Below are 12,783 nucleotides of genomic sequence, written 5' to 3' on the forward strand. Positions count from 1 at the left end.
AATGCGCATGTCCAGCATGATCGGCGGGCTCGCCCTCGTCGCGGCGCTCAACGGAGCGGCTCTCGCCCAGCCCGCGCTGCCCGATTATTATCCCGACACCTACGGCGAGATCGTCGAGGCGTCGCGTGGCGAAGGCGGCCTCGTCATCTATTCCAACATGGCCGACAACAACTGGCAGCCGATCATCGCCGGCTTCCGGGAAGCCTATCCGTGGATCAACGTCGAGACGCTGGACCTCGGTTCCGGCACCGTCCATTCGCGGTGGGAGGCCGAGGCCGGCAGCGGCTCGCGCACCGCCGACATCCTCGTATCGGGTGCCAACGACCGTTGGGCCAGCTACGGCAAGGATGGCCGCATGATGGCCTATGACAGTCCGGAATTCGCCCACCTGCCCGACTTCGCGAACCCCTATCCGGGCGTCGCCGTGCTTTCGGCGGACCCGCTCGTCATCACCTACAACGCGGCGCTCCTGCCGGAAGAGCAGCGTCCATCCGGCTTTGCCGCGCTGTCGGCCGCCGCCGTGGATGATAAAGGCACCTTCGACGGGCGCATCACCACCTACGATGCCGCGCGCAACTCGTTCGGCCTTGCCGCATGGTGGGCCTACATGAACGCCAAGGGAGAGGAAGGCTGGCAGCACCTGCGCGCCATCGGCCCGATGATCCGCGGCGAGACATCCGGCGGCCCGATGAACGAGAAGATCGCCACCGGCGAGTATGTCATCGGCGTCGCCGTCTCGGGCATCACCATCTTCCCCCGGCTGGAGCAGCCGGGCGGCGAAATCCTGGGCTTCGCCTTCCCCGATGACGGCACCATCGTGATGCTGCGCGGGCTCGGCATCCCCAAGCAGGCAGCAAACCCCAACTCGGCCAAGCTGTTCGTCGACTATGCCCTCAGCAATGCCGGCCAGACGCTGCTGGGCAAGGGCGGGCTGGTACCCTACCGCGACGATGTCGAGGAAAGCGAGGTGCGCTACACCTACCAGGGCATCGCCGAGCAGATCGGCGCCGACAACGTGATCGAGGCCGGCTTCGACCAGCGCCTGATCACCGAGGCGCCCGCCTTCGTCGAAAAGTGGAACGCCGCCCTGCAAGGGCGCTGACCGCAAGCGCCGGCGCCGCCGCACGGCGGCGCCCACGGCAGCCTGGGCGCAACACCGCCCACAACCCGGTGGAAACACGATGTCCCACAGTGCGCCAGCGCGGGCAAACGCCCCCGCGATAGACCGTTCGCGTCTGATTTTCTGGGGTGTATCCCTGCTGACGGCGGTGCTCGTCATCGGGCCCATCGCCCCGATCGCGGTGCAGGCTTTCCTTGCCGAGCCGCTCTACGCCGACGACAACACCTTCACGCTCACGAACTTCGTTCGCCTGCTGGGAGAAGCCGGCATCGGGCGCATCTTCCTGAACACGCTGTATTTCGCGATGCTCACCATGGGGATCGCGCAGGTGTTCGGCGCCGTCGCCGCCGTAATCATCGGGCGCACCAACCTGCCCGGCCGCACGTGGATGGGCGAATTGATGATCTGGCCGCTCTTCGTCAGCAACCTCGTCATCGCCTTCGGATGGTTCACCATGTACGGGCCGTCCGGCTATTTCTCGCTGGCCGTGCGCGGCTGGTTCGGCGGCGTGCCGTGGAACCTCTATTCGCTGACCGGCATGGGTATCGTGGCCGGGCTCAGCCAGGCTCCGTTGACCTACCTCATGTGCATCGGCGCCGTCACCAAGGCCGACCCGCAGCTTGAATCGGCGGCGCGCTCGGCCGGCGCCGGCCCGTTCCGCGCCTTGTGGTCCGTGACGGTGCCGATGATGCGGCCGGCGATCATCTACTCCGCCGTGCTCAACTTCGTCATCGGCATCGAGATGCTCGCCATTCCGCTGCTGTTCGGCGGCCCCAGCGGCATCATGACCATCACCACCTTCCTCTACGACAAGGGCATCAATGCCGCCGTGCAGCCCGATTACGGCATCGTCGGCGCGGCCGCGCTGATCCTGCTGGCGGTCGTCGCCTTCCTGGTGTGGCTGCAGGGGCGGCTGATGAAGGATTCCGGCCGTTTCGTCACCGTGCGCGGCAAGGCCAGCCGACCCCAGATCCTGGATCTCGGGCCGTGGCGCTGGTTCGCCTTCGCAATCGTCTTCGCCTACGTCTTCTTCACCATCATCGCGGTGTTCGGCGGCATCTTCATGCGCGCCAGCGTCACCTTCCTGACGCCGCTGATCCCGTTCTGGAAACTCGTCACGACCGCCAATTTCGAGCTGATCCTGACATCGAGCAATTATGTCCGCTCGATCGTCAATACGGTTCTCGTGTCCTTCTTCGGCGCCATCATCGGCACCTTCTTCATCGCCGTGGTAACGCTGATCGCGCGGCGTTCGGACTTTCGCTACGCCCGGCCGCTGGAGTATCTGGCGCTGTTCCCGCGCTCGCTGCCCGGTATCATCGCCGGCCTCGGCTTCTTCTATGCGCTCGTCTGGATTCCGGGTCTCGACGTCATACGCGGCACGATCTACGTGCTGATGATCGTCTTCATCCTGCGCTACATCCCGGTGGGCTTCGGGGCCATCGCGCCGGCCCTCTCGCAGATCGGCGACGAGCTCGACAGGGGCGCGCGCATATCCGGCGCGGACTGGTGGACCACCGTCACCCGCATCATCCTGCCGATCCTGAAGCCGGCGCTCTTCTCGTGCTTCGCGCTGCTCTTCATCCATTTCTTCAAGGAGTACGTCACGGCGGTCTTCCTGTACCAGCCGGGCTCCGAAATCATCGGCACGACCATGCTGCAGCTCGTGGCACAGGGCGATAACGGACCCGTCTCCGCCCTCGCAACCATCCAAGTCGTCATCACCGCGGCCTTCGTGATCCTCGCGCGCCGCGTCCTGGGAGCCCGGATCTATGGCTGACCTCGTCCTCGACCACCTCACCATCCGCTACGGCGGCGTCACCGCCGTCAACGACGTCTCTATCACCGTCCCCTCGGGCGAGTTCCTGACGCTGCTCGGGCCGTCGGGCTGCGGCAAATCCACCACGCTGTTCTCCATCGCGGGGTTGAACAAGGCCACGTCCGGCACGATCCGCATCGGCGACACGGTCCTGTTCGACGGCGAACGCGGCGTGGAGGTTGCGCCGGAGCGGCGCAATATCGGCCTCGTCTTCCAGAGCTACGCGCTGTGGCCGCACAAGACCGTGGCCGAAAACCTCGCCTTTCCGCTGCAATTGCGGCGCATCGGGCGGGCAGAGCGCGACGAGAAGATCGCCGAGGCGCTGGGCCTGGTGGAGATGACCCCCTACGCGGATCGCTACCCGTTCGAGCTGTCGGGCGGCCAGCAGCAGCGCGTGGCGCTGGCGCGCGCCCTCGTCTACCGTCCCGGCCTGCTGCTTCTGGACGAGCCCTTGTCCAACCTCGATGCCAAGCTGCGCGAACGCGCCCGCGTCTGGCTGCGCGAGTTGCAGGAGCGGCTGGGCGTCACCACGATCTACGTGACGCACGACCAGGCCGAGGCCCTGGCGGTCTCGGACCGGATCGCTGTGATGAGCACGGGCCGCATGCGGCAGCTCGGTACGCCGAACGAAATCTACGAGCGGCCGGCCGACGCCTTCGTCGCCGATTTCATCGGGTCTTCCAACTTCCTGTCGGGGCGCCTGCTGGGCAAGGATGCGGCCGGGGCCAGAGTGGCGCTGGCGGACGGCACGCAGATCAGCACCGGGGCCGGCGACGCGCACAGCGACGGCTCGCTCGTGGTGGCCGTGCGGCCGGAGAACATCGAGATCGTGCCCGGCCCGGCCGAAAACGGCTTTGCGGCCGAGGTGCGCTCCGGCACCTATCTCGGCTCGGTGTACCAGTACGAGCTTGCCGGTGCGGGAGAAACATTCCGCATCCAGACGACACGACCGGTCACTGAGGACCGCGTCTTCGTGCGCATTCCGCAGGCCGCCACAACCGTCTTCGCCGCCGGGCCGGAGGCTGCCTGACATGCCTGAGGCAAAACCGCCCCTCCGCTTCGATCCGGCCCGTACCGGGCCCATGCAGGGAATCCGCGTCGTCGATCTGTCGCGCCTCGTCGCCGGCAACATGCTGTCGCTGCAACTGGCCGATTTCGGCGCCGACGTCATCAAGGTGGAGCCCCCCGCCGGCGACCCCTTGCGCGATTGGCGCGATGACGGGCAATCGCTGCACTGGAAGACCTATGGTCGCAACAAGCGCTCCATCATGCTCAATTTGCGTGACGATACGCACAGGCATGCTCTGCTGGCCCTCCTGGATACGGCGGATGTCTTCATCGAAAACTTCCGCCCCGGCACGCTGGAGCGGATGGGCCTTGCGCCGGCGACCCTACTGGAGCGCAACCCCGATCTGATCGTGGTGCGCATCTCCGGCTTCGGCCAGACAGGCCCGTATGCGCAGTATCCGGGCTTCGGCACCCTGGTCGAAGCGATGAGCGGCTTTGCCGCCCGCACCGGCTTCCCGGACCGGGAGCCGGTCCTCCCGCCGCTTGCGCTGGCCGACATGATCGCCGGGCTGCAGGGCGCCCAGGCGGTTTCCACAGCACTCCTGGCCCGCCAGCGCGAGCTTGCCCGTGGACAGGTGATCGACCTTTCCCTGCTGGAGCCCATCTTTTCGGTGCTCGGGCCGGAAGCCGCCATCCACCGGGTGACGGGCAAGGTGAAGCAGCGGTCGGGCAGCGCCTCCAATACCGTCTCGCCGCGCAACGTCTATCGGTGCGGCGACGACAAGTATGTCGCCCTGTCGGGCTCCACGCAGGTCGTCGCCTTCCGGATACTCGAGATCATCGGCCGGCCGGATATGAAGTCCGACCCACGCTTCGCCACGAATGCCGACCGCGTGCGCCACCGCGACGAGATCGACGCCGCGCTCGGCGCCTGGTTTGCCACGCGTGACAGGGACGCGGCGCTGAAGGAGATGCGCGCCGCCGGGGCAACCGTCGGCCCGGTCTACGATATCGCCGATATCGCCGAAGACCCCCACTTCCACGAGCGCGAGATCGTGGTGGAAGTGGAGGATGCCGACAATGGCAGCCTGCCCATGCACAACATCGTGCCGCGCCTTTCCGAAACGCCCGGCGCATGGCGCCATCCGGCCCCGGCGCTGGGCGAGCATACGGAAGAGATCCTCGCCGAGCTGGGGTTGGAGCCGTTGCCGGCCGGTCGGGATGCGCACGTGCGGGAGGACAGGGAATGATCCGCTCTCTTCTCTACGTGCCCGCATCGAGCGAGCGTTTCATCGCGGGCGCACACAGGCGCGGCGCGGATGCGATCATCCTCGATCTCGAGGATGCCGTTGCCCCTAATGCCAAGGAAGCGGCGCGCGCCGGCCTTGCCGACGCGGTACCGGACGTCTCCAAAGGCGGCGCCAAGGCCTTCGTGCGCATCAATGCGGAGCGAGAGCTGATCTTCGACGATGCGGAGGCCGCATGCCGCGCCGGCGCATTCGGCCTTTATGTTCCCAAGGTAAGGGGCATGGACGTTCTGGCCGAGCTGGCCGACAGGCTCGCGCCGGTCGAAACCACGCTTGGCCGTGCGCCGCTGCGCTTCGTGCCGTTGCTGGAAGACCCGGGCGCCGTGCTGGATGCGCGGGCCATCGCAAGGGGACCGCGCGTGATGGCCCTGTCGACGGGGGGCGAGGATATCGCCACGGACATGGGCGCCGAACCGACGCCGGAGGTGCTGCGCCTGCCCAAGCTGCTCGTGCACATGGCAGCCAAGGCAGAACGGCTCCTGTCCTTCGGCCTTTTGCGCAGCGTCGCGGACTACGCCGACGAAACGGCCATGCGCGCAGCCGCACAGGAGGCGCGGCAGTTCGGCTTCGATGGCGCGAGTTGCATCCATCCGGCCATCGTCCCCATTCTCAACGCGGCCTTCGCGCCCACACAAGCCGACATCGCCTGGGCGCGCCGCGTCGTGGCGGCCAGCGAAGAAGCGGCCGGCCGCGATGTCGGGGCCTTCACGCTGGATGGGCGCTTCATCGACGCGCCCATCGTAACCCGAGCGCGCGCCGTCCTGGCGCGCATCCCGCAAGACAACGGAGCGCAAGCATGACGATGGGCAAACCGCGCACACGGCGCGTGCTGGTGACGCACAACAGCATCGCACCCAGTGCGGTGGCGCTGTTGAACGCGCACGACATCGACGTCTTCTTCTCGCCGCCCTACGATCCGCCCGAGGTCGTCGCCGCGCGCATGGCCGACCTTCAGCCGGACGCGCTGATGGTTCGGCAGGGGCGTATCGACGCCTCCGTCATCGGCGGTTCCGACCGGCTCAGGGTGATCGTGAAGCATGGCGTCGGCGTCGACAATGTCGATCTCGAAGCGGCGGCCGCCCGCAATATCCCCGTGCTGCGCTCTCTCGGCTCCAACGCGCTCGCGGTGGCCGAACACGCCATCGCCCTGATGGTCGCACTCTTGAAGCAGTTTCCAAGGCTCGATACCGCCGTCAAGGCAGGGGAATGGCCGAAGCCGAGTTTCATCGGCCGGGATATTGCCGGTGCCCGGCTGGGCCTCATCGGCTTCGGGGCCATCGGACGCGAGACCGCGCGTCTTGCCGGCGCGCTGGGCATGAGCGTCACCGTCTACGACCCACACGCAGCCGGCGGCGTCGAGGCCGCCGGCCTGGCCTCGACCGACAGTCTGGAAGCGCTCGTCGCCGACATCGACATCCTCAGCCTGCACTGCCCGCTGACGCGGGAAACGCGCGATATCGTGAATGCCGGCCTGATCGCGCGGATGGCGCCCCGGACGCTGATCGTCAACACCGCACGCGGCGGCCTCATCGACGAGGCGGCGCTTGCCGCCGCCCTGGCCGACGGGCGTATCGCCGGCGCCGGGCTCGACAGTTTCGCCAACGAGCCTCCCTCCGCGGACGGCCCGCTCTGGACCGCCCCGAACCTGATCGTCACGCCGCATGTCGGCGGCGTGACCGCAGGGTCGGCCGTTACCATGGCGGAGACGGCGGCCCGCCACATCATCAGCGTTCTCGACGGCAATCCGCCGGACGCACGCAGCCTCGCGCTGCCGGCCAGCCTGGCCGCCTGAACCGCATTCTCCCTACGGAAAGATATGCCCATGCCCTATGGATTCCGCATCAAGCAGAGCTGGACACGCGTCGATGACGCCATCGTGGCCGCCTTTCGCGAACTTCCCGCCGCCAATGTCAGCGATTCGATGCAGCGTTTGGCGGCGGCCGGACCGGCCATCCAGCCCATGCATGGCGATGCTGTCCTGTGCGGCCCGGCGCTGACCGTCCGCTGCCGGCCGGGCGACAACCTGATGATCCACAAGGCCATCGACATGGCCGAGCCAGGCGACGTGATCGTCGTCGATGCCGGCGGAGACCTCAGCAATTCCCTGATGGGAGAGCTGATGCTGGTCCATGCCATCCAGCGCGGCGTCGCCGGCTTCGTGCTGAACGGCGCGATCCGGGATTCGGCCGCCATCGCCGAGCGCGGCCTGCCCGTCTTCGCCTGCGGCGTGACCCATCGCGGACCATACCGCACCGGCCCCGGCGAAATCGGCTTTCCCATCGCGCTCGACGGCATGCCCATCGCCCCCGGAGACCTTGTCCTGGGGGATGCCGATGGCGTTGTCTGCGTACCGCGCGCCGATGCCGCGACCGTGCTGGAGGGAGCACGGAAGAAGAAGGCGGCGGAAGACCGGCAGATGCGCGACACGCTGGCCGGCACGCTGGACCGGAGCTGGGTCGACAAGGCACTCGAAGCAGCCGGCTGCGAGATGATCGCCTGACCGCAAGGTTGCATTTCCGCGCCTAACCGGGCGTCTATCCTGGCGCGGCGCCATAGAGCGGGCGCGCCCAAGTCTCGACACCTTGCTTCCCTATTGGTCGTTCTGTCTTCCTATCCTGGGGTAATGCGACCGTTGGTTGCCCTGCGTGTTCTTCTGATGGTCGTCGTTACGGCGATGTCGCTTCTCGGCCCGGTCGCCGCAGCCGAGCGGGCGGCCGAACGTGCCGGCAGCCATCAGCATCGCCCCGTCATCGACGTGGCAACCGATTTGGGCGACACATGGTCGGACGAGGCGCGGCTGTTCTACTGCCAGGTCGCTTCCAGCATCCTGCCGGATCATGTCCTGCCGCAGCGCGGCAGCGGCAGCCAACAGGATTTCCCGTGCTTCACCGAACGTGCCGTTTCCCGGCATGTGCCGCCCGGCGACAAGCCCCCCAGAGGCTCGCCCCTTCAGGCCACCCTTTCCTGAATGGACCGTCGAAGACCGCGGCGCCCCCCGGCACCGCGGCGTCGACGATGAAACGAGACACATCATGACAGATCGATCAACCGAAGGCCCGACCGGGCCCGGCAGGCTGACGCGACGCAGCCTCCTGGCCGGCGGCAGCGCCTTTCTGCTCAGCGGCTGCGTTACGGCGACCCCGGCACCGCCCTTGGCACCGGCGCCGCCGGCCCCACCGCCGCCCCCTGCGATACCCCTGATGTACCAGGCGCTGCCGAACGAGCGCTTCCCCGTCGAGGCCGTCGACGTTTCCGCCATTCCGCAACGTCTATGGCGGCAGGAGGTCGCCTTTCCCCATGCGGAAAGACCGGGCACCGTCGTCGTGGATACGCAGGCCAAGTATCTCTACCATGTCGGGCAGAACGGCATGGCGACGCGATACGGTATCGGCGTCGGCCGCGACGGCTTCGCCTGGGACGGCCGCGCCGTCATCGCATACAAGCGGGAGTGGCCGCGTTGGACGCCGCCGGACTCCATGGTGGCCCGCCAGCCCGAGCTGGAACCCTACAGCATCGCCAATGGCGGAATGGACCCGGGACCGCGTAACCCGCTGGGCGCGCGGGCGCTGTACATCCACCAGAATGGCGCGGATACGCTGTATCGACTGCACGGAACGTTCCAGCCATGGTCTATCGGCAAGGCTGTTTCATCCGGCTGCATCCGTCTTCTGAACCAGGATGTCATCCACCTGTACGTCACGGTCCGCGATGGCAGTCCGATCGTCGTGTATCAGGACGGACTGCCCGGCGCGCCTTTGGCAGAGGGCCGGTCAGAGGGCTTGGCGCCACCACCACCCGGCAACGCCTGAGCGGTGCCTACATCAGGGACCGGAGGCGCTGCAGCGCGGCGGAAAAGCCGTTGAGCGAGATGGATAGCGTCACCGGCTGGTTGTTCTCGGCGGCGATGGCAGTCCGATCGTCTATCAGGACGGACTGCCCGGCGCGCCTTTGGCAAAGGGCCGGCCAGAGGGCTTGGCGCCGCCACCACCCGGCAACGCCTGAGCGGTGCCTACATCAGGGACCGGAGGCGCTGCAGCGCGGCGGAAAAGCCGTTGAGCGAGTTGGATAGCGTCGCCGCCTGGTTGTTCCCGGCGGCGATGGCAGTCCGATCGTCGTGTATCAGGACGGACCGCCCGGCGCGCCTTTGGCAGAGGGCCGGCCAGAGGGCTTGGCGCCACCACCACCCGGCAACGCCTGCGGGGTGCCTACATCAGGGACCGGAGGCGCTGCAGCGCGGCGGAAAAGCCGTTGAGCGAGATGGATAGCGTTACCGGCTGGTTGTTCTCGGCGGCGATGGCGCCGAGCTCGAGCGTCTCTCCGCCGGCAAGGCGCTCGACGTCGCCGGCCGCCAGGGACAGCGGAACGATGCAGCCCGCGGGCAGGCAGGTACGGAAGGCGCGCTGACCACCCAGCGCGCCTCCATCCACCTTCAAACTGACGCCCTCGGCAAGGACAAGGCCGAACGGCATGGCCAGCGCGCCCCCGACGACGCCCTCGCCGCTGGGCGCGAGCTCGATGGCAACGATACGCTGGCGCGACTGCGTGTCGGACTGGCTCTGCGACAGGCTGCATGTCCTGCGGCCGCCCGGAAGCGCACACAGAACCGTCCAGTCGCCGAAACTTTCCTGCAGCGACGATGCGCCGCCCGGCAGCGTGTCGGCCTGCGGTGCTGCGGCGCCGTCCTGGGCCAGGGCCGGGAATGCCGGCATCAGCAGTGCGGCGGCAAGGCAAAGATTGCGGGCGACACGGCTAGGCAAGGGTAACTCCGGGCAATTGTCGAGGCCGGCCCCGATGTACCATCGCGGCCGACCGTTCGCAAAGTTCGAGGCTCAGGAGAGCGCCTGCGGGGAAGCCGCCGCGATCACCGATTGCCAGCTGAGCTGCGAGGCCAGATGAAGGATGACGAGGTGCAACCAGCCCTTCGCATGGAACTCGAGCACGACATCCTGCGGAAGTGCCCGCAGCGCGGCCTCGTCGACTACACGGAAACTGCTGATCTCGGCGACGATGTCGTCATCGTCGCGCCGGATCTGCGCATTGCGCTCGACCAGAAGCTTGTGCTCCAGCAGCGCGGCGCCGAACTCCTTGATCTGCCGATGCTCGACCGCGTAGTTCTCGCATAGGTCGATGGCGCGCTGGCTGACATCCGTCGGGTTGCCGGCATCGTCGAAGAGAGGAAGCGCGTCGACATCGGCGGCGGACGCCGTGATGCTGTCGCTCTGTTCGTCGAAGCCGAGCATGATTCGCTCCTCGCTCGACAGCGTAATGCCGATGAAAGGATAGCGCCGGATGTAGGCGGGCACGTAAAAGCCCTGCTTCCAGCGGCCATCCGCCTCGACGAAGAGGCTTTTGCCGGCCTCGATGCCCGTCACGACGACAGGCATCGCCGAGCCGTCATTGGTGAACACGATCGGATACTGGCGGCCAGCCGCGGCGAACTCGCTGGCGACGATGGGGATCGCGGTCGCACCGGCTGCAAAGGACGCGGTGGCGTCGCGCCGCAGCCCGAACCCGGCATGCGCATCCGAACGCAGAAGCGTGGGCTTGCGATAGAAGAGCGGCAGCAACGCTTCAGCGGCCGGCGCTTCGGTTGATTCTACAGTCGTATTCATGGGAACTCCGCAATTATAGATTCAATCGCTGATCAAAACATCTACTAAAAATTGTAGCTCAGGAGATCCTGAACCGAATTCTCGGCGATGATTTGACTGTATTTTCCTTTAAATGACAATTCAAGATGTATCCTGTCGTTGACGGTTCACCTTGTCCCGATGTCAATCGGCGCGCGACGTGGCCAACCGCGCGCGAATCACGCAGAGGTTGGCAAACACAATTCATTTTCACGTTATTATATTAATGTATAGGCAGTTTTCTACAAATTTCAGGTGCGGGGCCTGGCCCTGCGAAAGGCGGGCGAATAAGGCTGGAGGACCGTGCCGGTGATGTGTTGATGCTGCTGCAAGGCGCTGCGGTTACTCGGCGGATTTCCCCTATCGCCAGCGGGTTCGACCGCATTGGCCACGCCCCGTGCATTCAATGCAAGGATGACCGGCTGGAGGCTCCGGCCGCGTTCCGACAGGTTGTACTCAACCTTGGGCGGAACTTGCGCTTAGACGGTGCGGATCCCGAAGCCGTCCATCTCCAGTTCACGGAGCTGGTTGGTCAGCATGCGTGGCGTGACGTTCGACAGCCGGCAGCGGATATCGTTGAAGCGCAGCGTGCCTTGCAGCAGGTGCCACAGCACCATGGGCGACTTGAGATGCGCGCCATTCGCTACCAGGCCCCGCCCCCCATCACCGATGAAAACTTGCCGGTCGATGTGGATCCGCCGTGGTCGGCCCCTTCGGGCCGTCACCTGCTGGTCGAGATCAAGCTCATTTCCGTCAATCCGGTCGATACCGAGATCCGCGCCGGAAGCTTTGATCGATGACCCCGCCACGCTCGACATCAACCCGTTCGAGCGCAAGAGCGTGTCGGTGCATTGGGGAGTTGATGTTCACGCGCCCGATGTCCGGCACGGCGGATATTGCGGAACAGGGCGTGCTGCTGAACGATGTCTCGCGTCTGGTGGATGACGGCACGCTGGCCGGAGACTTCGGGCCGATCAACGCGACGAACCTGAAGCGCGCCTGCGCTGTGATCGAAAGCGGCAGGGCCAGGGCAAGATCGTCCTGGAGGGTTCGCCACCTGACAGGACAATGATCGAACGCGCCGGGTTCACCCCGCAAAGTGCGCACGACCTCTGAATAATCGGCGCTTCAAGCCATTGAAACAACCGCCAAAAAAGACAAAACCCGCAGCGGGCGCTACGGGTTTTCAATTTCAATGGTTGCGGGGGCAAGATCTAATCTTCACTTGCGCCCCGAGCAAGTAAAGATGGTTGCAGGTTCTGGCTATTCCGCCGGCGCCAGCATAACTCCATCATTCTTAGCTGAATTGGCGAAGCTAATCCATCCCGTGGTTGCCTCGCCCCAAGACGGCGCACTCTTTGCAGCAACGGCCTGACAGTCAGCTGCTAACTCACCCGTACAGTCTCATCAAAGGCCATGTCCCCTCTCCTATCAAGACGGCAGCTTCCGACAATCACTTTTTGAAAGCGGATGTTGAACGGCAACGGGCTGCTCGGTACCTCATTCCAAGGGCCGAACCTCCAGGCGCACCTCCGGGAAGTCCTCCATGGCTCCGTCAAGGAGCGGCGATGCGTTTCCCTTGAGATGGCGGTCGAGCGGCAGCAATTCCGCACCGCTGCGCATGACTTGCAGCGCCGTCATCTGGGCTGATCCGGAATAGACGAAGGCGCTCATCAACACGGCATTGAGTGCCGATAGCCGAGCCTCGGAGGCCAGGATGCCAAAGACAATCCCGTAAATCAGGACGCCCGGTAGCAGGCTGAATGCGCGAAAGAAACCATGCCGGAACCCGGCAGAGGTGAACGATGGCTGCGGTTCCATAGGCGGCTCCCTAACCCCTTAGCTGGTTAGTTGGACCCCACCTAACCGTTTTGACGGTTGCAATCCTCTCCAACACCA

Annotated in this window: 12 protein-coding genes and 2 pseudogenes; 10 read left to right on the plus strand and 4 right to left on the minus strand. The window is 65.9% G+C overall.

Going from position 1 to position 12,783, the window contains the following annotated elements; genetic code table 11:
• The first annotated feature begins 1 nt into the window (after position 1).
• The 9 genes from IGS74_RS00355 to IGS74_RS00395 all read left to right on the plus strand — a co-directional run bounded on the left by IGS74_RS00355 (position 2) and on the right by IGS74_RS00395 (position 9,063).
• Positions 2-1,102, plus strand: coding sequence for an extracellular solute-binding protein (locus tag IGS74_RS00355; protein WP_039194818.1), 1,101 nt, complete (start codon positions 2-4; stop codon positions 1,100-1,102).
• A gap of 79 nt (positions 1,103-1,181) precedes the next feature.
• A complete protein-coding gene (locus IGS74_RS00360) occupies positions 1,182-2,900 on the plus strand; it encodes an iron ABC transporter permease (RefSeq protein WP_039194817.1) in 1,719 nt (572 codons plus the stop codon).
• Positions 2,893-3,969: an ABC transporter ATP-binding protein gene (locus IGS74_RS00365; protein ID WP_192388664.1), complete on the plus strand. Its 1,077-nt coding sequence runs from the start codon at positions 2,893-2,895 to the stop codon at positions 3,967-3,969. Before IGS74_RS00360 ends, IGS74_RS00365 begins: the two co-directional genes overlap by 8 nt.
• 1 nt (position 3,970) lies before the next feature.
• On the plus strand, positions 3,971-5,197 hold the full coding sequence (locus IGS74_RS00370; protein WP_192388666.1) for a CoA transferase: 1,227 nt from the start codon (positions 3,971-3,973) through the stop codon (positions 5,195-5,197).
• Positions 5,194-6,054: a CoA ester lyase gene (locus tag IGS74_RS00375; protein ID WP_192388668.1), complete on the plus strand. Its 861-nt coding sequence runs from the start codon at positions 5,194-5,196 to the stop codon at positions 6,052-6,054. Before IGS74_RS00370 ends, IGS74_RS00375 begins: the two co-directional genes overlap by 4 nt.
• A complete protein-coding gene (locus IGS74_RS00380; protein ID WP_192388670.1) occupies positions 6,051-7,046 on the plus strand; it encodes a hydroxyacid dehydrogenase in 996 nt (331 codons plus the stop codon). Before IGS74_RS00375 ends, IGS74_RS00380 begins: the two co-directional genes overlap by 4 nt.
• A 30-nt stretch (positions 7,047-7,076) precedes the next feature.
• On the plus strand, positions 7,077-7,754 hold the full coding sequence (locus IGS74_RS00385) for an RraA family protein (RefSeq protein ID WP_082016237.1): 678 nt from the start codon (positions 7,077-7,079) through the stop codon (positions 7,752-7,754).
• 132 nt (positions 7,755-7,886) lie between these two features.
• The gene (locus IGS74_RS00390; RefSeq protein WP_192388672.1) at positions 7,887-8,222 is read left to right on the plus strand and encodes a hypothetical protein; all 336 of its coding nucleotides are present in this window, start codon (positions 7,887-7,889) and stop codon (positions 8,220-8,222) included.
• Between the two features lie 64 nt (positions 8,223-8,286).
• A complete protein-coding gene (locus IGS74_RS00395) occupies positions 8,287-9,063 on the plus strand; it encodes a L,D-transpeptidase (protein WP_192388674.1) in 777 nt (258 codons plus the stop codon).
• 396 nt (positions 9,064-9,459) lie between these two features.
• Here the strand turns inward: IGS74_RS00395 and IGS74_RS00400 are convergent, their stop codons facing one another.
• The 3 genes and pseudogenes from IGS74_RS00400 to IGS74_RS00410 all read right to left on the minus strand — a co-directional run.
• Positions 9,460-10,011 carry an invasion associated locus B family protein gene (locus IGS74_RS00400; RefSeq protein ID WP_192388676.1) on the minus strand — a complete coding sequence of 184 codons (552 nt, stop codon included), beginning with the start codon at positions 10,009-10,011 and terminating at the stop codon, positions 9,460-9,462.
• Positions 10,012-10,083: 72 nt separating this feature from the next.
• Positions 10,084-10,866: a SapC family protein gene (locus IGS74_RS00405; protein ID WP_192388678.1), complete on the minus strand. Its 783-nt coding sequence runs from the start codon at positions 10,864-10,866 to the stop codon at positions 10,084-10,086.
• Between the two features lie 269 nt (positions 10,867-11,135).
• Positions 11,136-11,501: pseudogene (locus IGS74_RS00410) on the minus strand (winged helix-turn-helix transcriptional regulator); the annotation flags it as partial.
• Between the two features lie 160 nt (positions 11,502-11,661).
• Here IGS74_RS00410 and IGS74_RS20150 point away from each other — a divergent pair.
• A pseudogene (locus IGS74_RS20150) lies at positions 11,662-12,000 on the plus strand (hypothetical protein); the annotation flags it as partial.
• 384 nt (positions 12,001-12,384) lie between these two features.
• Here IGS74_RS20150 and IGS74_RS00425 read toward each other — a convergent pair.
• Complete coding sequence (locus tag IGS74_RS00425) at positions 12,385-12,705, minus strand: AzlC family ABC transporter permease (RefSeq protein WP_052194948.1); 321 nt, start codon at positions 12,703-12,705, stop codon at positions 12,385-12,387.
• Positions 12,706-12,783: the final 78 nt, after the last annotated feature.

Origin of the sequence: Aureimonas sp. OT7 (genome assembly GCF_014844055.1) — a bacterium.
In the GTDB taxonomy this organism is placed as follows: Bacteria; Pseudomonadota; Alphaproteobacteria; order Rhizobiales; family Rhizobiaceae; genus Aureimonas; species Aureimonas altamirensis_A.